Consider the following 17,114-nt stretch of genomic DNA (forward strand, 5'->3'; position numbering starts at 1 on the left):
AAAGTCGCACATCCGTCTGTCGCAAAAGTGTCTAATCAAATTGACAGTCGGGCGTGTAAGTTCAATGATACACATAGGCGTGATCAGCCCGACTCTCCGGCGTGATCATACCGGGAGCACGTAATGGAAACGCAAGTCGTCATAATGTCCGGGCCCAAGGCCATCTCGACGGGCATCGCCGGTCTGACCGACCCCGGACCGGGGGACCTCGTCGTGGATATCGCCTATTCGGGCATTTCGACTGGCACCGAGAAACTGTTCTGGCTCGGCACCATGCCGCCCTTCCCGGGCATGGGATATCCGCTTGTTCCCGGCTACGAAAGCTTTGGAGAGGTCGTTCAAGCCGCCCCCGACACCGGCTTCCGACCGGGCGATCACGTCTTCGTTCCTGGCGCAAACTGCTTTACCGGCGGCGTGCGCGGGCTTTTTGGCGGGGCCTCGAAGCGTCTTGTCACGGCCGCCTCGCGGGTCTGCCGCCTTGATGCCGCGATGGGGCCCGAGGGGGCGCTGCTGGCCCTGGCGGCCACCGCGCGTCATGCGCTGGCCGGTTTCGACAATGCCCTTCCTGATCTGATCGTCGGCCATGGCACGCTTGGGCGGCTTCTGGCCCGTCTGACCCTTGCCGCCGGTGGCAAGCCGCCGATGGTCTGGGAAACCAATCCTGCCCGGCGCTCGGGCGCGGTCGGCTACGAGGTTCTCGACCCCGAAGCCGATCCCCGGCGCGACTACAAGGCCATCTATGACGCCTCGGGCGCGCCCGGTCTGATCGACCAGCTCGTCGGGCGTCTGGGCAAGGGCGGGGAACTGGTGCTGTGCGGCTTCTATACGGTGCCGGTCAGCTTCGCCTTCGTTCCCGCCTTCATGAAGGAAATGCGCCTGCGCATCGCCGCCGAATGGCAGCCTGCGGATCTCTCCGCGACGCGCGCGCTGATCGAAAGCGGGGCGCTCTCGCTGGATGGTCTCATCACGCATCGCCGCCCCGCGGCGGAAGCGGCCGGGGCCTATCAGACCGCTTTCGAAAACCCCGACTGCCTGAAGATGATCCTTGACTGGAAAGATGCAAAATAATGACTGACGCACCCAACCTGAAGGGATTTGACGCCCGCCTGCGGGAAGAAGCCGCCGAAGAGCCGACGCTCGAAATCCCCGAGCATCCGCCGACCAAGAAGACCCAGATCATCGCGATCTACGGCAAGGGCGGTTCGGGCAAGTCCTTCACCCTGGCCAACCTGTCCCACATGATGGCCGAAATGGGCAAGCGCGTGCTGCTGATCGGCTGCGACCCGAAATCGGACACCACCTCGCTTTTGTTCGGCGGCAAGAACTGCCCGACGATCATCGAGACCGCGACGAAGAAGAAGCTGGCGGGCGAGGAAGTGAAGGTGGGCGACGTCTGCTTCAAATCGGGCGGCGTCTTCGCGATGGAGCTGGGCGGGCCGGAGGTCGGTCGCGGCTGCGGCGGGCGCGGCATCATCCACGGCTTCGAGCTTCTGGAAAAGCTCGGCTTCCATGACTGGGATTTCGACTTCGTGCTGCTCGACTTCCTGGGCGATGTGGTCTGCGGCGGCTTCGGCCTGCCGATCGCGCGGGACATGGCGCAAAAGGTCATCGTGATCGGCTCGAACGACCTGCAGTCGCTTTACGTGGCGAACAATGTCTGCAACGCGGTCGAATATTTCCGCAAGCTGGGCGGCAATGTCGGCGTGGCGGGGATCGTGATCAACAAGGATGACGGCACCGGCGAGGCGCAAGCCTTCGCCCGCGAGGTGGGGATTCCGATCCTGGCCGCGATCCCGGCCGATGAAGAGCTGCGCCGCAAATCGGCCGCCTATCAGATCGTCGGCACCCATGCGACGCCCTGGGGGAAACTCTTCGAGGAACTGGCGGGCAATGTCGCCGATGCGCCGCCCTTGCGGCCGCGTCCGCTGTCGCCCGATGCGCTGCTGGCGCTGTTTGAAACCGACGAGGAAACCCGGGTCGTCGATCTGGTCCCCGCGACGGATGAAGACCTGCGTGGCGCCAATGCCGCGCCGAAGAAATCTCTGGAAGTGATCTACGACGATGTCTGACTGCACTGCTGCGAGAGCCCGGGCCGCATGCAAGGAGGGCCGGGCATGACCGATCTTCCGCAAGCCGAAGGCGGCTGTGGCGCAGGCAACGAACGTCTGGCCGCGCAGGCCGCCGCCGCGGGCAATGCCGAGCTGATGGCGCGGTTCAAGGCCGATTATCCGGTCGGGCCGCATGACAAGCCGCAAACCATGTGTCCGGCCTTTGGCGCTTTGCGCGTGGGCCTGCGGATGCGCCGGGTGGCGACGGTTCTGTGTGGTTCGGCCTGCTGCGTCTATGGTCTGTCGTTCATCTCGCATTTCTACGGCGCGCGCCGGTCGGTGGGCTATGTGCCCTTCGATTCGGAAACGCTGGTGACGGGCAAGCTCTTCGAGGACGTCCGCGCCTCGGTGCATGATCTGGCCGACCCGGCGCGCTACGATGCCATCGTCGTCATCAACCTCTGCGTGCCCACCGCCTCGGGCGTGCCGCTGCAGCTTTTGCCGAACGAAATCAACGGTGTCCGCGTTGTCGGCATCGATGTTCCGGGTTTCGGCGTGCCGACCCATGCGGAAGCCAAGGACGTGCTCTCGGGTGCGATGCTGGCCTATGCCCGGCAAGAGGTCATGGCGGGGCCGGTGCCTGCGCCGATCTCGGGCCGGTCCGACCGTCCGACCGTGACGCTTCTGGGCGAGATGTTCCCCGCTGATCCGATGGTGATTGGCGCGATGCTGGCGCCGATGGGGCTGGCTGTGGGGCCGACGGTGCCGATGCGCGACTGGCGCGAGCTTTACGCCGCGCTTGACAGCAAGGTCGTCGCCGCCATCCACCCGTTCTACACCGCCGCCATCCGGCAGTTCGAAACCGCAGGCCGCGCCATCGTCGGCTCGGCCCCTGTCGGCCACGACGGGACGATGGAATGGCTGGCCAATATCGGCCGCGCCTACGATGTTTCGGCTGACAAGATCGCTGCCGCGCAGAATGCCTTCGGTCCGGCGATCAAGGGCGCGATTGCCGGGGCGCCGATCAAGGGCCGGATCACCGTCTCGGGCTATGAGGGCTCGGAGCTGCTGGTGGCGCGTCTCTTGATCGAATCCGGCGCCGAAGTGCCCTATGTCGGCACCGCCGCCCCCCGCACGCCCTGGAGCGCTTGGGACAAGGACTGGCTCGAATCGCGCGGCGTGGTGGTGAAATACCGCGCCAGCCTGGAAGACGATTGCGCCGCGATGGAAGGGTTTGAACCCGATCTGGCCATCGGCACGACGCCTCTGGTGCAAAAGGCGAAAGCCCTGGGCATTCCAGCGCTTTACTTCACCAACCTGATCTCGGCCCGGCCGCTGATGGGGCCTGCGGGCGCCGGATCGCTGGCGCAGGTGATGAATGCCGCCATGGGCAACCGCGAGCGCATGGGCAAGATGAAGGCCTTCTTCGAGGGCGTGGGCGAGGGCGATACCGCCGGGATCTGGCAGGATACGCCGAAGCTTTACCCCGACTTCCGCGAGCAACAGCGCAAGAAGATGGAAAAAGCCGCCAAACTGGCCAAAGCCGAGGAGATGATCTGATGTTTCTCCTCGATCACGACAGGGCAGGGGGCTATTGGGGCGCGGTTTACACCTTCTGCGCCGTCAAGGGGCTGCAGGTGGTCATCGACGGTCCGGTGGGCTGCGAAAACCTGCCGGTGACCTCGGTGCTGCACTACACCGACGGGCTGCCGCCGCATGAATTGCCGATCGTCGTCACGGGCTTGGGCGAGGCTGAGCTTGGCCGCGAGGGCACCGAGGGCGCGATGAGCCGGGCGTGGAAGACGCTCGATCCGCTTCTGCCCTCGGTCGTCGTCACCGGCTCGATTGCCGAGATGATCGGCGGCGGCGTGACCCCGCAGGGCACGAACCTGCAACGTTTCCTGGCCCGCACCATCGACGAGGACCAGTGGCAATGCGCCGACCGCGCGATGACCTGGCTTTTCACCGAATACGGCATGACCAAAGGCCGGATGCCGGGCGAGCGTTTGCGCCCCGAAGGGGCGAAGCCGCGGGTCAACATCCTGGGGCCGATGTATGGCGCCTTCAACATGGCCTCGGATCTGCACGAGATTCGCCGTCTGGTTGAGGGGATCGGCGCCGAGGTGAACATGGTGTTCCCCCTTGGCACCCATCTGAGCGAGGTCCGCAACCTGGTGAATGCCGATGTGAACGTGGTGATGTACCGCGAATTCGGCCGCAACCTGGCAGAGATTCTCGGCAAGCCCTATCTGCAGGCGCCGATTGGCCTCGAAAGCACCACGAAGTTCCTGCGCAGCCTTGGCGAGCTGCTCGGACTTGACCCCGAGCCCTTCATCGAGCGCGAAAAACATGCAACTTTGAAGCCCTTGTGGGATCTGTGGCGATCTGTCACGCAAGACTTCTTTGCGACGGCCAGCTTCGGAATCGCCGCCACCGAGACCTATGCCCGCGGCATAAAAGCCTATCTCGAGGGCGATCTGGGCCTGCCTTGCGCCTTTGCCGTGGCCCGAAAGGCCGGAGAGAAGACGAAAAGCGACGAAATTCGCGGTTTGATCCGGCAAACACGCCCTCTGGTTGTGTTCGGCTCGATCAACGAGAAGATTTATCTGGCCGAAACCAAGGCCGGCCACGGCCCTGCGGCCTCGTTCGTGCCCGCCTCGTTCCCCGGCGCGGCGATCCGCCGCGCGACGGGCACCCCCTTCATGGGTTACATGGGTAGTGTCTACCTGCTGCAAGAAATCTGTAACGGACTGTTCGACGCGTTGTTCAATATCCTGCCGCTCGCTTCCGAAATGGACAGCGCCGCGGCGACACCGGCAACCTTGCGTCGTGACATGCCCTGGGATGCGGATGCACAGGCGGCCCTGGACCGGATCGTGTCGCAACACCCGGTCCTGACAAGGATTTCGGCGGCCAAGTCGCTGCGTGACGCGGCCGAGAAAGCGGCTCTCGATCAGGGGGCTGAAAGAGTGGTTCTTGAAATGGTCGAAGCCCTGGGGGATGCGACCGTGGATCGGAAGGGGGGGAACTGAAATGCAAGGCCAGCGTCTTCGCGCTCATGGCGTTCAACATGTCGACCGTGTGCCGCGTCCCGAGTTCGCTCTTTACTTCACGCTGATCCTGATCGTCGCGGTGCCCTTCGCGCTGGTCGGTTGGGTCATGTCTCTGGTGCGGGAACGCCGTGTCCCCGAGTGCGGGCCCTTCGCTCGCGCCTGGCGCGAGGCCGGCGAGATCACGCCCGAGATTTTCCGGCCCTGAGCCGGCAAGGAATTCCGTCGGGGGCCATATCCCCGTCGGTCGAAGTTCTCCACGGGCGGGATGAGCCCCTCGTGGTGGAAATGCGGGATGGCAGGTGCCATTTCGTTTGCCCAGCCGCAGGGAATGCGGCGTCAGTCTGCCAATCCGGAGGTTGTTATGGCTGATAAGAACGACCTGAGCTTCACAGGTCTTACCGACGAGCAAGCGCAAGAACTGCATGCCGTCTACATGAGCGGGCTGTCGGCGTTCATCGCCGTCGCGGTGCTCGCCCATCTGGCGGTCATGATCTGGCGTCCGTGGTTCTGAGGAGAAACTGAAAATGTCCAAGTTCTACAAAATCTGGCTCGTTTTCGATCCCCGTCGCGTGTTCGTGGCCCAGGGCGTGTTCCTGTTCCTGCTCGCGGTGCTGATCCACCTGATCCTGCTCTCGACCCCCGCTTTCAACTGGCTGACCGTTGCCACCGCCAAGCATGGCTACGTGGCTGCTGCCCAGTAAGCGTTACTGAGCGTTGCGGGCGGGGCGAGAGTCTCGCCCCGCCCGCGACCATACCGCAAGACGCAACCCATCGGCACGATCTGAGGCCTTTTGCCGGGCCAAGGACCGTCCCGCAACAGCGGAGACACGGGCATGGCTTTGCTCAGCTTCGAACGAAAATACCGTGTGCCGGGCGGCACCTTGATTGGCGGGAGCCTTTTCGACTTCTGGGTCGGACCCTTCTATGTCGGGTTCTTCGGGGTCACCACCATCTTCTTCGCCACGCTCGGCTTTTTGCTTATCCTTTGGGGAGCCGCGATGCAGGGCACGTGGAACCCCCAACTGATCTCCATCTTTCCGCCGCCGGTGGAAAATGGTCTGAACGTGGCGGCCCTCGACAAGGGCGGTCTTTGGCAGGTCATCACCGTCTGCGCGACGGGCGCCTTCTGCAGCTGGGCTCTGCGTGAAGTCGAAATCTGCCGCAAGCTCGGCATCGGGTTCCACATTCCGGTGGCCTTCTCGATGGCGATCTTTGCCTATCTGGTCCTCGTCGTGATCCGTCCGATGATGATGGGGTCGTGGGGCTACGCCTTCCCGTACGGTATCTGGACGCACCTCGACTGGGTGTCGAACACCGGCTACACCTACGGCAACTTCCACTACAACCCGTTCCACATGCTGGGCATCAGCCTGTTCTTCACCACCGCCTGGGCGCTGGCGATGCACGGGGCTCTGGTCCTTTCGGCCGCCAACCCGGTCAAAGGCAAGACGATGCGGACGCCGGACCACGAGGACACCTACTTCCGTGACCTCATGGGCTATTCGGTCGGCACGCTCGGCATCCACCGCCTCGGCCTGCTGCTTGCGCTGAACGCGGTGTTCTGGTCGGCCATGTGCATGCTCGTTTCCGGCACCATCTACTTCGATCTGTGGAGTGACTGGTGGTACTGGTGGGTGAACATGCCGTTCTGGGTCGACATGGCAGGAGGCATCAATGGCTGAGTATCAGAACTTCTTTAACCAGGTTCAGGTCGCCGGTGCGCCCGAAATGGGCCTCAAGGAAGACGTCGACACCTACGAGCGCACGCCTGCGGGGATGTTCAACATCCTCGGCTGGATGGGGAACGCCCAGATCGGGCCGATCTATCTCGGCATCGCCGGCACGGTTTCGCTGGTGTTCGGTGCGGCCTGGTTCTTCACCATCGGTGTGTGGTACTGGTATCAGGCCGGGTTCGATCCCTTCATCTTCATGCGGGATCTGTTCTTCTTCAGCCTGGAGCCGCCGCCGGCCGAATACGGTCTTGCGCTTGCTCCGCTCAAACAGGGTGGTGTCTGGCAGATCGCGTCGCTGTTCATGGCGATCTCGGTCATTGCCTGGTGGGTCCGTGTCTACACCCGCGCCGACCAGCTCGGCATGGGCAAGCACATGGCTTGGGCCTTCCTGTCGGCGATCTGGCTGTGGTCGGTTCTCGGCTTCTGGCGCCCGATCCTGATGGGTTCCTGGAGCGTCGCTCCGCCCTATGGCATCTTCTCGCACCTCGACTGGACGAACCAGTTCTCGCTCGACCACGGCAACCTGTTCTACAACCCGTTCCACGGCCTCTCGATCGCTGCCCTCTACGGCTCGGCGCTCCTGTTCGCCATGCACGGCGCGACCATCCTTGCGGTGACCCGTTTCGGCGGCGAACGCGAGCTGGAACAGATCGTTGACCGCGGCACCGCTTCGGAACGCGCCGCCCTGTTCTGGCGCTGGACGATGGGCTTCAACGCCACCATGGAAGGCATCCACCGCTGGGCGATCTGGATGGCCGTGATGGTGACGCTGACCGGTGGTATCGGCATCCTGCTCTCGGGCACCGTTGTCGACAACTGGTATGTCTGGGCGCAAGTCCACGGCTACGCCCCCGTGACCCCGTAAGGAGAAGAGACCATGTCCATGTTCGACAAACCCTTCGACTACGAAAACGGCTCCAAGTTCGCGATGGGGATCTGGATTGGTCGGCAGATGGCCTATGGTGCCTTCCTTGGCTCGATCCCGTTCCTGTTCGGTCTTGGTCTGGTGCTGGGGTCCTATGGCCTTGGCCTGATGCTCCCCGAGCGTGCCCACCAGGCGCCCTCGCCCTACACGACCGAAGTCGTCGTTCAGCACGCGACCGAAGTCGTCTGAGACCACTTTCCCCGGCCGTGCCCGTGTCGCACGGCCGGGGTATTCCGTTCCGGGCCCTGGCCCGGAAACTCCGGGGCCCCACAGCCCCGATCCCTTCCCTGTTAATGACAGGCACCTGGTGCCGCAGGTCCGACCCCCGCGGCACCCTTTTGGACCAGAAGGCTCATCGGAGGACGCAGCCATGAGCGCCACGACATCCCGCACCCCCCATCTTGACCGCGTGACCGGTCCTGCCGATCTCAAGGCGATGAGCATTGCCGATCTGACGGCGCTCGCCTCCGAAGTCCGGCGCGAGATCGTCGAAGTGGTCAGCCAGACCGGGGGGCATCTTGGCTCCTCGCTTGGCGTCGTCGAACTGACGGTCGCGCTGCATGCGGTCTTCAACTCGCCCGGCGACAAGCTGATCTGGGACGTGGGCCACCAATGCTATCCGCACAAGATCCTGACCGGCCGCCGCTCGCGCATGCTGACGCTGCGCCAGGCGGGGGGGATCTCGGGCTTCCCGAAACGATCTGAGAGCCCGCATGACGCCTTCGGCGCGGGCCATTCCTCGACCTCGATCTCGGCCGCTCTTGGCTTTGCAGTCGGTCGGGAACTGGGTCAGCCGGTGGGCGACACCATTGCCATCATCGGCGACGGCTCGATCACCGCGGGCATGGCCTATGAGGCGCTCAACCACGCCGGCCATCTGAAATCGCGGATGTTCGTGATTTTGAACGACAATGACATGTCGATCGCGCCGCCGGTGGGGGCGCTGCAGCATTATCTCAACACCATCGCCCGGCAGGCGCCCTTTGCGGCGCTCAAGGCCGCGGCCGAGGGGATCGAGATGCACCTGCCCGGTCCGGTGCGCGATGGCGCGCGGCGTGCGCGGCAGATGGTGACTGCGATGCCAGGGGGCGCGACGCTCTTTGAAGAACTTGGCTTCGACTATATCGGCCCGGTCGATGGCCATGACATGGCGGAGCTGGTGGAGACCCTGCGCGTGACCCGCGCCCGCGCCTCGGGGCCGGTCCTGATCCATGTCTGCACCACCAAGGGCAAGGGCTATGCCCCCGCCGAGGGCGCCGAGGACAAGCTGCATGGCGTGTCGAAATTCGACATCGAGACCGGCAAGCAGAAGAAATCGATCCCGAATGCGCCGAATTACACCACCGTCTTCGGCGAACGCCTGACCGAGGAGGCGGCCCGCGATCAGGCCATCGTGGCGATCACCGCGGCGATGCCCACCGGCACCGGCGTTGACATCATGCAAAAACGCTTTCCGCGCCGGGTCTTCGATGTCGGCATCGCGGAACAGCATGCGGTGACCTTTGCCGCGGGCATGGCCGCGGCGGGGCTGAAACCCTTCCTCGCGCTTTATTCCAGCTTCGTGCAGCGCGGCTATGACCAGATCGTGCATGATGTCGCGCTGCAAAACCTGCCGGTGCGGCTGATGATCGACCGCGCCGGGCTGGTGGGGCAGGACGGGGCGACCCATGCCGGGGCCTTTGACGTGTCGATGCTGGCGAACCTGCCGAATTTCACCGTGATGGCGGCTGCCGACGAGGCGGAGCTTTGCCACATGGTGGTGACCGCGGCGGCGCATGATTCGGGTCCGATCGCATTGCGCTATCCGCGCGGCGAGGGCCGGGGCGTCGACATGCCCGAACGCGGCGAGGTGCTGGAAATCGGCAAGGGCCGGGTGCTGAAGGAAGGCACCGAGGTTGCAATCCTGTCCTTTGGCGCGCATCTGGCGCAGGCGCTGAAAGCGGCCGAGATGCTGGAGGCCGAGGGCGTCTCGACCACCGTTGCCGATGCCCGTTTCTGCCGTCCGCTCGACACCGATCTGATCGACCGGCTGATCGAGGGCCACGCGGCGCTGATCACCCTTGAACAGGGCGCGATGGGCGGTTTCGGCGCGATGGTGCTGCATTATCTCGCCCGCACCGGCCAGCTGGAAAAGGGCCGCGCCATCCGCACGATGACGCTGCCCGACTGCTACATCGACCATGGCTCGCCCGAGGAAATGTATGCCTGGGCCGGGCTGACCGCGAATGACATCCGCGACACCGCCCTTGCCGCCGCGCGGCCGGCCAAGGCGGTGCGGGTCGTACACAGCGCGTAAAGCCGCGCAAGACACCGCAAAGATGCACGGACAAGGCATAAATTCGCCGTGTCCGTGCATTTGGCTTGCCTGCGACAAGCCGGACATGACACAGTCAGACGGGGTCCCGCGGTCGGGCCGGACCCGCAGTCGGACGAAACTCTTGAAATTCCAACAGGTTTATTACGTTCTTGACCCGCAGGACCGGATTCTCTGGATCGGCGGCGAATGGGACGAGTTCGCGCTGGCAAATGGCGGTTCGGGCGCTTGCGCGAATCTCGTGCTGGCCACGCCGCTTTCGCGCCATGTCGCGGGCGAGACCACGCGCGCCGCGCTGGCGCGGATGATCGGGGCCGTGCGTGCTGCGGGGGCGCCGCTGCGCATCGACTATCGCTGCGACAGCCCGCGGCTGGCACGCCGCGTGCGGTTCACCATCCAGCCGATGAAGGAGGCGCGCGTGCTGATGGTGCATGATCTGCGCGACGCCTGCGCCTTCGAGGAGGCGCTGCCGCATTGGCGGACCGAGGCGTCGGCGGCGGCGCGGAAATGCTCGTTCTGCGGCGCGGTGCAACAGCCCGGACGCGGCTGGAGCTTCGCCGAGGATCTGGGCGCGGCGCATCCGGCCGCGGTCGACTATGACGTCTGCCCGGGCTGCACGGCGCAGATCGACGCGGCGGTGGCTGACCTGCGCCCGCGCCGGGCGCCCGGCAGGCCGATGACCGGTGGCTTCGGCCCCGGCGCTGACTAGATCCGGCGCAGGCTAAATCCGGCGCAGCGCCGCCTTGGCGACCAGCGGGCCGGTGGCGACGCCTTCGGGCGATCCGCCCAGCGGTTCCTCGGTGATCGCCAGCACCGCCTCGGCCAGCATCGGTCGGATCGCCTCGGGGATCGGCATCGCCGCCTTGCCCTGCCGCGGCATCACGCCGAGCGAAATCGGTTTCGCCTCGCCCGCGATCACCCACAGTTCGAAATCATGCCCCGGCGCGGGGGCATTGCCGCCCATCGACACCCGCATCTCGCCGGTCTCGCTGTCATAAAGCGCCGCCAGCCGCACTGTGCCATCCGAAGACACCATGTCCGAAACCAGCATCGGCCCGCGCGCCGGCAGCAGCGGCTGCCCAAGCGTCAAAAGCGCCGCCAGAAACGCCACCGACAGCCCCGATGCCCCGGCGATCCAGCGCCAAAGACCAAAGCTCGCCCGCTCCGGCCGCCCGAAGACCCGGGTCTCGACGCCGCTCCAGAGCCGCGCGGGCGGCGCCACCGGCGTCACCTCCGCGGCAAGCGGATCGAACCGGCTTTCCCAGCGCGCCACCTCGCGGGCGAAATTGGCATCGGTCGCGATCCGCCGCACCGCCGCCAGCCGCTCGGGGCCGGGCAGGGTGCCCAGCACATATTCCCCCGCCAGCGCGATATCGTCCTGCGTCAGCCCGCTCATCCTTCCAGACACTCCCGCAGCGAGATCAGCGACCGGCGCAGCCAGGACCGCATCGTGTTGAGCGGCACAGCAAAGCGTTCCGCCAGTTCCAGATAGCTTTCGCCCTCGACATAGGCGCGGCGCACGGCCTCGGCGCGGGCCTGGTCCAGACGGCCCAGACAGGTCTCGATCTGCCGCCCCTCCGAGGCGCGGATCGCCGCCGCCTCGGGGCCGGGGGCCTCGGCGGGCAGGTCCTCCAGCATCTCGACCCCCACCTCGCCGCCCTTGCGCCGCCGCAGCCGGTCGATGCACAGATTGCGGGTGACCGAATTCAGCCAGGCGGCGGGGCTTGCCACCTCGGGGACATAACGGTCGGCATTCATCCAGATCTTCACGAAGACATCCTGCAAGGCATCCTCCGCTTCACGGCGGTCCTTGAGGAGACGCAGGCAGAGGCCGAAAAGTTTCGCGCCCTGCACCGAATAAAGCCGTTCGAAGGCCGCCCGGTCCGCCAGCGCCACCCGCGCCAGCAATTCCCCCAGATCCTGTCCTGCATCCGCCATCTGATCCGGTCGCCTTTCGCCGCTTTCGTCGTTTCGGACGCAACCTTTTGCCCGGCGCCCGCGTCTTGTCAAAACAAGAATGACACGAGGCCCGCCGCGATGACAATCGCCGAGGTTGCGCTTCGCGGCGCGGACCCGCAGGATGGCGGAAAACGGAGGATGAGGATGGATCGCTGGCTGCTGGCGCCCCTGGTGCTGATCACGACGCTGACCTTTGCCGGATCGCCGTTCCTGAGCGAGGGCTTTCGCGGCTTCACGCCGTCGCAATTCCCGATCGTGGCGGACCGCTGGCCGGTGCAGCCGGTGGGCTGGGCGTTTTCGATCTGGGGGGCGATTTATCTGTGGCTGATCGTGGGCGCGGGCTACGGGCTGGTGCGGGCGTGGCGCAACCCGGAATGGCAGGACATGCGGCGGGCACTGATCCTGTCGCTGGCGGTGGGCAGTTTCTGGATCACCGTGGCGAATTTGCAGCCGGTGCTGGCGACGGTGATGCTGATCTTCATGGCGGCGACGGCGATTGCGGCCTTTCTGCGTGCGCCCGCCGGTCTGTGGGCGGCGGGACCGGTCGGGCTTTATGCGGGCTGGGTGACGGCGGCCTGCGGCGTCGCCATTGCCATCACGCTGGGCGGGCAGGGGGTCTTGACCGGCCAGCAGGCGGCCTATCTGTCGCTGACCGGCGTCACCCTGACCGCGCTTCTGGTCGTCTGGCGCCGCCCCGATGTGCCAAGCTATGCGTTCGGCGCGGGCTGGGCGCTCTTTGGGGTTATCGTGTCGAATGCCCGGGCGGGGGACTGGCCGGTGCTCGCTCTCGCCCTTGTCGGGCTTTTGCTTGTCGCGGCAACGCTTCTTTTGCGCAGGAGGAAACTGCAATGAAATTCAAGCTGATGGCGGCCGCGGTGCTGAGCGGTTTCGGGGCCTTTGCCACCCCCGCGGCGCGCGCTGCCGAGGCCGAGGCGCCGAGCTTCACCTTCGCCTCGATCGAGGGCGGCGTGATCGACACCGCCGCCTATCGCGGCCATCCGGTGCTGGTGGTCAATACCGCGTCGCTGTGCGGCTTCACCCCGCAGCTGGAAGGGTTGCAGGCGCTGCACAAGGTCTGGGGCCCGAAGGGGCTGATCGTTCTGGCCGTGCCCTCGGATGATTTCAAGCAGGAGCTGGAGAGCGGCAAGGAGGTTTCGGAATTCTGCACCCTGACCTATGGGCTGACGGTGCCGATGACCGACATCACCCCGGTTCTGGGCGAGAACGCGCATCCGTTCTACAAATGGCTGAAAGAGACGCAGGGTTTCGTGCCGCGCTGGAATTTCAACAAGGTGCTGCTGGATGGCGAGGGCAAGGTGGTCGCCACCTGGGGCTCGATGACGAAGCCGGAAAGCAGCGCCATCCGCGCCGCTTTCGAGCCGCTTTTGCCGGGGGCGTGAGTGGCGAAAAGGATCCGCAAGGGCGATCTGCCGCAGAAGATCTGCGCCGGATGCGGCCGCCCGTTCACCTGGCGCAAGAAATGGGCGCGGGACTGGGAGAATGTCCGGTTCTGCTCTGACCGCTGCCGCCGCGCGCGATGAGGCTGGTTTTTATCCTGGGCGATCAGCTGACGCGGGGGATCTCGTCTTTGGACGGGATCGAGCCCACGCGCGATGTCGTGCTGATGGTCGAGGTCGCGGCCGAGGCGACCTATGTCCGGCACCACAAGCAGAAGCTGCTGCTGGTCCTGTCGGCGATGCGGCATTTCGCGGATGAGCTGCGGGCCGAGGGGATCGCGGTCGATTACGTGCGGCTGGACGATCCGGCCAATGCGCAGGATTTCACCGGCGAACTGGCCCGGGCCGTCGCGCGGCACCGGCCCGAAGCGGTGGTGGTGACGCATCCGGGCGAATGGCGGGTGCTGCAGCTGATGCAGGGCTGGTCCGGGCGGATCGGTGTGCCGGTCGAGATCCGCGAGGATGACCGTTTCCTGTGTTCGCCCGCGGAATTTGCGCGGCTGAGTGCGGCGGGCAAGACCGGGCGGATGGAGTATTTCTACCGCGAGATGCGGCGGCGCACCGGGCTTTTGATGGAGGGGGCGAAACCCCTTGGCGGCAAATGGAATTACGACGCCGAGAACCGCAAGGCCCTGCCGCGTGGCCATCGCGCGCCAAAGCGCCTGCGCTTTGCCCCCGATCCGCTGACCGAAGACGTGGCGGCCCTTGTCGAGGCGCGGTTCGCTGGTCACTTCGGCAGGCTTGATCGTTTCGGCTGGCCGGTGACGCGGGCGCAGGCGTTGCAGGCGCTCGATCATTTCCTCTGCGTCGGTCTGCCGTCCTTTGGCGATTGGCAGGATGCGATGCAGGCGGGCGAGGATTTCCTCTATCATGCGCTGATTGCGCCCGCGCTGAACATCGGTCTGCTGACCGCGCTTGAGGTCGCGCAGGCGGCGGAGCGGGAATATCACGCGGGCCGGGCGCCCCTGAACGCGGTCGAGGGCTTCATCCGGCAGGTGATCGGCTGGCGCGAATTCGTGCGCGGGATCTATTGGACCGGGATGCCGGGCTATGCGGCGACGAATGCGCTGAACGCCACGCGGCCGCTGCCGGCGTTCTACTGGAGCGGCGAAACGCGGATGCGCTGTCTGGCCGAGGTGATCCGGGGCACGCGCGACAATGCCTATGCGCATCACATCCAACGGCTGATGGTGACGGGGAATTTCGCGCTTCTGGCCGGGATCGCGCCTGCGGAAATCGAGGAATGGTATCTGGCGGTCTATGCCGATGCGTTTGAGTGGGTGGAGCTGCCGAATGTGCATGGGATGGTGGCCCATGCCGATGGCGGGCGGCTGGGGTCGAAACCCTATGCGGCGGCGGCGGCCTATATCGGGCGGATGTCGGATTACTGCCGCGGCTGCGGCTATGACGCCAAGGCGCGGACCGGGCGAAACGCCTGTCCGATGAATTATCTGTACTGGAGCTTCCTGATCACCCATCAGGCGCGGTTCGGAAAGAACCCGCGGATGGCGCTTCCCTACAAGGCCCTTGCCGCGATGGGGGAGGGGGAGCGGGCGGCGATCCTGGCCGAGGCCGAGGCGTTCCTGGCCAAAATGGAAACGCCGGAGGCAGAGCCCCCGGCGCAAATCCCGATGCCGTGGTGATCAGCGGCGTGATCAGCGGCCGCGGATGCGCGGGTCGAGCGCGTCGCGCAGACCGTCGCCAATATAGTTCACGCTCAGCACCGTCAGCGAAATCGCGATGCCGGGAAGGATCACCCGCCAAGGGTAAAGCTGGATCTGATCGACGGCATCGAACAGAAGCCGCCCCCAGGTCGGGAAATCGGGCGGAAAGCCGAGGCCCAAGAACGACAGCGCCGATTCCGTGATGATCGCCGAGGCGATGCCAAGCGTGGCCGAGACCATGATGGGCGACATCACGTTGGGCAGGATGTGGCGCAGCACAAGGCGATGGGACGGCGTGCCGATCGAGCGCGCGGCCAGCACGAATTCGCGTTCCTTCAGCGCCAGCACCTCGCCGCGCACGATGCGGGCGGTCTGCATCCACGACGTTGCCCCGATCGCGGTGACGATCAGAAGGAAGATCCCGCCCTCGGGGCCGAAGCCCTTCGACAGCGGATCGCGGAACAGCGTCACCATCAACAGCAGCAGGGGCAGCAGCGGCAGCGCCAGGAACAGGTCGGTCAGCCGCATCAGATGCCCGTCAAGGCGTTTGAAATAGCCCGCGAGCACGCCGATCGTGGCGCCAAGGAAGATCGAGAGCGACATCGCGGTCAGCCCGACCGAGATCGAGACCTTGCCCCCCGCCATCATCCGCGCCAAGAGGTCGCGGCCGAGCTGGTCGGTGCCCAGGGGATGGGCGAGCGAGAAGCCCTTGTTGCGGGCGCGGAAATCGACATAGGTCGGGTCGATCTTCCAAAAGAGCGGTCCGAGCAGGATCAGCCCGAGGATCGCGACAAAGATCGTCAGGCCGACCAGCGCGCCCTTGTGGGTTTTGAACTGGTCCCAGACATCCCACCACTGGTTGCGCGGCGGGCGGATTTTGGCAGCGGTGGTGTCAGTCATAGCGGATCCGGGGATCGAGGATGCCGTAAAGCAGGTCGGCGATCAGGTTGAAAAGCACGATCAGCACGGCGAAGATGAAGGTCAGCGTCATCACCATCGGCAGGTCGTTGGCGTGGATGGCCAGGATCAGCTGCTGGCCGAGCCCGTTCACCTTGAACACCTGTTCGGTGATGATCGCGCCGCCGAAGATCGAGGGCACGCCAAGCGCGATCACGGTGACGACCGGGATCAGCGAGTTCCGCAGCACGTGGATCAGCACCACGACGCGCTCGGTCAGGCCCTTGGCGCGGGCGGTGCGGACATAATCCTGGCCGAGGTTGTCCAGCATCGACGAGCGCATGAACCGCGAGATCTGCGCCGCGTTGAAGAGCGAGAGCACCGTGACCGGCATCACCATCTGCTGGAGCTGCTTGGTGAAGCTTTCCCAGTCGGTGACCTGCAAGGTGGTGTCATAGACCATCGGGAACCATTGCAGCTTGACCGCGAAGATCACGATCAGCACGACGCCGGTGAAGAAGGTCGGCACCGAAAAGCCGATCATCGAGATGAAGGTGCCGAGGTTGTCGAACCAGGAATATTGTCGATAGGCCGAGATAATCCCGATCGGCATCGCGATCAGCACGCCGATCACGTAAGCCGAGCCGACGACGATCAGCGTCTGCGGCATGCGCTCGGCGATGATGTCCATCACCGGCTGGCGCGACTGGAACGAGATCACGCGCTGCATGTCATCGGCCAGATGCGTGCCGAACAGGTTGTCGATCAGATGCATCGGCTCGATCCAGAACATCTGCTTGAGCCAGAGGAAATAGCGCACATACCACGAGGCATCGAGGCCAAGCGCGCTGCGCATCTTCGCCTTCACTTCGGGCGGCACGGTCAGGGGAACCTCGCCCAGAGGGTCGCCGGGGGCCGCCTCCAGAAGCAGGAAGATCACCAGAGAAATGATCAGAAGCGTCGGGATCGCAATCAGCAATCGTCGCATCGTATACTGGAACATCGGCGCCTCGGCTCGTCTCTCTTTCTTTCGGGGGGTGGCGGGGGGGCGCCGGGCCGCAGGC

Annotated in this window: 20 protein-coding genes; 16 read left to right on the forward strand and 4 right to left on the reverse strand. The window is 65.2% G+C overall.

Annotation, left to right across the window (positions count from 1 at the left end; all coding sequences use genetic code 11):
- The first annotated feature begins 123 nt into the window (after nucleotides 1-123).
- The 12 genes from bchC to AC4PTB_RS03810 all read left to right on the forward strand — a co-directional run bounded on the left by bchC (nucleotide 124) and on the right by AC4PTB_RS03810 (nucleotide 10,782).
- Nucleotides 124-1,068, forward strand: a complete 945-nt coding sequence (gene bchC / locus AC4PTB_RS03755) for a chlorophyll synthesis pathway protein BchC (protein WP_492191763.1) — start codon at nucleotides 124-126, stop codon at nucleotides 1,066-1,068.
- Nucleotides 1,068-2,069 (forward strand): chlorophyllide a reductase iron protein subunit X, encoded by a 1,002-nt coding sequence (locus AC4PTB_RS03760; RefSeq protein WP_492191764.1) that lies wholly within the window; start codon nucleotides 1,068-1,070, stop codon nucleotides 2,067-2,069. The genes bchC and AC4PTB_RS03760 overlap by 1 nt, the downstream gene beginning before the upstream one ends.
- Before the next feature lie 45 nt (nucleotides 2,070-2,114).
- The gene (gene bchY / locus AC4PTB_RS03765) at nucleotides 2,115-3,608 is read left to right on the forward strand and encodes a chlorophyllide a reductase subunit Y (protein WP_444462868.1); all 1,494 of its coding nucleotides are present in this window, start codon (nucleotides 2,115-2,117) and stop codon (nucleotides 3,606-3,608) included.
- On the forward strand, nucleotides 3,608-5,080 hold the full coding sequence (gene bchZ, locus AC4PTB_RS03770) for a chlorophyllide a reductase subunit Z (RefSeq protein ID WP_492191765.1): 1,473 nt from the start codon (nucleotides 3,608-3,610) through the stop codon (nucleotides 5,078-5,080). The genes bchY and bchZ overlap by 1 nt, the downstream gene beginning before the upstream one ends.
- A 1-nt stretch (nucleotide 5,081) precedes the next feature.
- Complete coding sequence (gene pufQ / locus AC4PTB_RS03775) at nucleotides 5,082-5,306, forward strand: cytochrome PufQ (RefSeq protein WP_492191766.1); 225 nt, start codon at nucleotides 5,082-5,084, stop codon at nucleotides 5,304-5,306.
- Nucleotides 5,307-5,462: 156 nt separating this feature from the next.
- The gene (gene pufB / locus AC4PTB_RS03780) at nucleotides 5,463-5,612 is read left to right on the forward strand and encodes a light-harvesting antenna LH1, beta subunit (protein WP_013066435.1); all 150 of its coding nucleotides are present in this window, start codon (nucleotides 5,463-5,465) and stop codon (nucleotides 5,610-5,612) included.
- Nucleotides 5,613-5,625: 13 nt separating this feature from the next.
- Nucleotides 5,626-5,802, forward strand: a complete 177-nt coding sequence (gene pufA, locus AC4PTB_RS03785; protein ID WP_013066436.1) for a light-harvesting antenna LH1, alpha subunit — start codon at nucleotides 5,626-5,628, stop codon at nucleotides 5,800-5,802.
- 132 nt (nucleotides 5,803-5,934) lie between these two features.
- Complete coding sequence (gene pufL / locus AC4PTB_RS03790) at nucleotides 5,935-6,783, forward strand: photosynthetic reaction center subunit L (protein ID WP_055209562.1); 849 nt, start codon at nucleotides 5,935-5,937, stop codon at nucleotides 6,781-6,783.
- A complete protein-coding gene (gene pufM / locus AC4PTB_RS03795) occupies nucleotides 6,776-7,699 on the forward strand; it encodes a photosynthetic reaction center subunit M (RefSeq protein ID WP_492191767.1) in 924 nt (307 codons plus the stop codon). The genes pufL and pufM overlap by 8 nt, the downstream gene beginning before the upstream one ends.
- A gap of 12 nt (nucleotides 7,700-7,711) precedes the next feature.
- The gene (gene pufX, locus AC4PTB_RS03800; RefSeq protein ID WP_111395987.1) at nucleotides 7,712-7,948 is read left to right on the forward strand and encodes an RC-LH1 core complex protein PufX; all 237 of its coding nucleotides are present in this window, start codon (nucleotides 7,712-7,714) and stop codon (nucleotides 7,946-7,948) included.
- Between the two features lie 181 nt (nucleotides 7,949-8,129).
- On the forward strand, nucleotides 8,130-10,055 hold the full coding sequence (gene dxs, locus AC4PTB_RS03805; RefSeq protein WP_492191768.1) for a 1-deoxy-D-xylulose-5-phosphate synthase: 1,926 nt from the start codon (nucleotides 8,130-8,132) through the stop codon (nucleotides 10,053-10,055).
- A 142-nt stretch (nucleotides 10,056-10,197) separates the two neighbouring features.
- The gene (locus AC4PTB_RS03810) at nucleotides 10,198-10,782 is read left to right on the forward strand and encodes a hypothetical protein (RefSeq protein WP_492191769.1); all 585 of its coding nucleotides are present in this window, start codon (nucleotides 10,198-10,200) and stop codon (nucleotides 10,780-10,782) included.
- A 12-nt stretch (nucleotides 10,783-10,794) separates the two neighbouring features.
- Here the strand turns inward: AC4PTB_RS03810 and AC4PTB_RS03815 are convergent, their stop codons facing one another.
- The gene (locus AC4PTB_RS03815) at nucleotides 10,795-11,469 is read right to left on the reverse strand and encodes an anti-sigma factor (RefSeq protein ID WP_492191770.1); all 675 of its coding nucleotides are present in this window, start codon (nucleotides 11,467-11,469) and stop codon (nucleotides 10,795-10,797) included.
- Nucleotides 11,466-12,011, reverse strand: coding sequence for a sigma-70 family RNA polymerase sigma factor (locus AC4PTB_RS03820; RefSeq protein ID WP_492191771.1), 546 nt, complete (start codon nucleotides 12,009-12,011; stop codon nucleotides 11,466-11,468). The genes AC4PTB_RS03815 and AC4PTB_RS03820 overlap by 4 nt, the downstream gene beginning before the upstream one ends.
- 165 nt (nucleotides 12,012-12,176) lie before the next feature.
- Between AC4PTB_RS03820 and AC4PTB_RS03825 the strand changes: the two genes are divergently transcribed.
- The 4 genes from AC4PTB_RS03825 to AC4PTB_RS03840 are packed head-to-tail and all read left to right on the forward strand — an operon-like array spanning nucleotide 12,177 to nucleotide 15,132.
- Nucleotides 12,177-12,884 carry a TspO-related membrane protein gene (locus tag AC4PTB_RS03825; RefSeq protein ID WP_492191772.1) on the forward strand — a complete coding sequence of 236 codons (708 nt, stop codon included), beginning with the start codon at nucleotides 12,177-12,179 and terminating at the stop codon, nucleotides 12,882-12,884.
- Nucleotides 12,881-13,432, forward strand: coding sequence for a glutathione peroxidase (locus tag AC4PTB_RS03830; protein ID WP_492191773.1), 552 nt, complete (start codon nucleotides 12,881-12,883; stop codon nucleotides 13,430-13,432). Before AC4PTB_RS03825 ends, AC4PTB_RS03830 begins: the two co-directional genes overlap by 4 nt.
- Nucleotides 13,433-13,573, forward strand: a complete 141-nt coding sequence (locus AC4PTB_RS03835) for a DUF2256 domain-containing protein (RefSeq protein WP_492191774.1) — start codon at nucleotides 13,433-13,435, stop codon at nucleotides 13,571-13,573.
- On the forward strand, nucleotides 13,570-15,132 hold the full coding sequence (locus AC4PTB_RS03840) for a cryptochrome/photolyase family protein (protein ID WP_492191775.1): 1,563 nt from the start codon (nucleotides 13,570-13,572) through the stop codon (nucleotides 15,130-15,132). The genes AC4PTB_RS03835 and AC4PTB_RS03840 overlap by 4 nt, the downstream gene beginning before the upstream one ends.
- Before the next feature lie 12 nt (nucleotides 15,133-15,144).
- Here AC4PTB_RS03840 and AC4PTB_RS03845 read toward each other — a convergent pair whose 3' ends face one another.
- Entirely contained in the window at nucleotides 15,145-16,053 is a 909-nt protein-coding gene (locus tag AC4PTB_RS03845; protein WP_492191776.1) for an ABC transporter permease, read from the reverse strand.
- Nucleotides 16,046-17,053 carry an ABC transporter permease gene (locus AC4PTB_RS03850; protein WP_492191777.1) on the reverse strand — a complete coding sequence of 336 codons (1,008 nt, stop codon included), beginning with the start codon at nucleotides 17,051-17,053 and terminating at the stop codon, nucleotides 16,046-16,048. The genes AC4PTB_RS03845 and AC4PTB_RS03850 overlap by 8 nt, the downstream gene beginning before the upstream one ends.
- Nucleotides 17,054-17,114: the final 61 nt, after the last annotated feature.

The organism is Rhodobacter sp. 4.3.4 (assembly GCF_058724655.1).

Coding starts and splice junctions, on each gene's coding strand:
- AC4PTB_RS03760 (WP_492191764.1), top strand. CDS start 1,068: ATGACTGACGCACCCAACCTGAAGGGATTTGACGCCCGCCTGCGGGAA.
- pufB (WP_013066435.1), top strand. CDS start 5,463: ATGGCTGATAAGAACGACCTGAGCTTCACAGGTCTTACCGACGAGCAA.
- pufM (WP_492191767.1), top strand. CDS start 6,776: ATGGCTGAGTATCAGAACTTCTTTAACCAGGTTCAGGTCGCCGGTGCG.
- AC4PTB_RS03825 (WP_492191772.1), top strand. CDS start 12,177: ATGGATCGCTGGCTGCTGGCGCCCCTGGTGCTGATCACGACGCTGACC.
- AC4PTB_RS03815 (WP_492191770.1), bottom strand. CDS start 11,469: ATGAGCGGGCTGACGCAGGACGATATCGCGCTGGCGGGGGAATATGTG.
- pufL (WP_055209562.1), top strand. CDS start 5,935: ATGGCTTTGCTCAGCTTCGAACGAAAATACCGTGTGCCGGGCGGCACC.
- AC4PTB_RS03840 (WP_492191775.1), top strand. CDS start 13,570: ATGAGGCTGGTTTTTATCCTGGGCGATCAGCTGACGCGGGGGATCTCG.
- AC4PTB_RS03845 (WP_492191776.1), bottom strand. CDS start 16,053: ATGACTGACACCACCGCTGCCAAAATCCGCCCGCCGCGCAACCAGTGG.
- bchY (WP_444462868.1), top strand. CDS start 2,115: ATGACCGATCTTCCGCAAGCCGAAGGCGGCTGTGGCGCAGGCAACGAA.
- AC4PTB_RS03820 (WP_492191771.1), bottom strand. CDS start 12,011: ATGGCGGATGCAGGACAGGATCTGGGGGAATTGCTGGCGCGGGTGGCG.
- AC4PTB_RS03850 (WP_492191777.1), bottom strand. CDS start 17,053: ATGTTCCAGTATACGATGCGACGATTGCTGATTGCGATCCCGACGCTT.
- dxs (WP_492191768.1), top strand. CDS start 8,130: ATGAGCGCCACGACATCCCGCACCCCCCATCTTGACCGCGTGACCGGT.
- pufX (WP_111395987.1), top strand. CDS start 7,712: ATGTCCATGTTCGACAAACCCTTCGACTACGAAAACGGCTCCAAGTTC.
- pufA (WP_013066436.1), top strand. CDS start 5,626: ATGTCCAAGTTCTACAAAATCTGGCTCGTTTTCGATCCCCGTCGCGTG.
- pufQ (WP_492191766.1), top strand. CDS start 5,082: ATGCAAGGCCAGCGTCTTCGCGCTCATGGCGTTCAACATGTCGACCGT.
- bchC (WP_492191763.1), top strand. CDS start 124: ATGGAAACGCAAGTCGTCATAATGTCCGGGCCCAAGGCCATCTCGACG.
- bchZ (WP_492191765.1), top strand. CDS start 3,608: ATGTTTCTCCTCGATCACGACAGGGCAGGGGGCTATTGGGGCGCGGTT.
- AC4PTB_RS03830 (WP_492191773.1), top strand. CDS start 12,881: ATGAAATTCAAGCTGATGGCGGCCGCGGTGCTGAGCGGTTTCGGGGCC.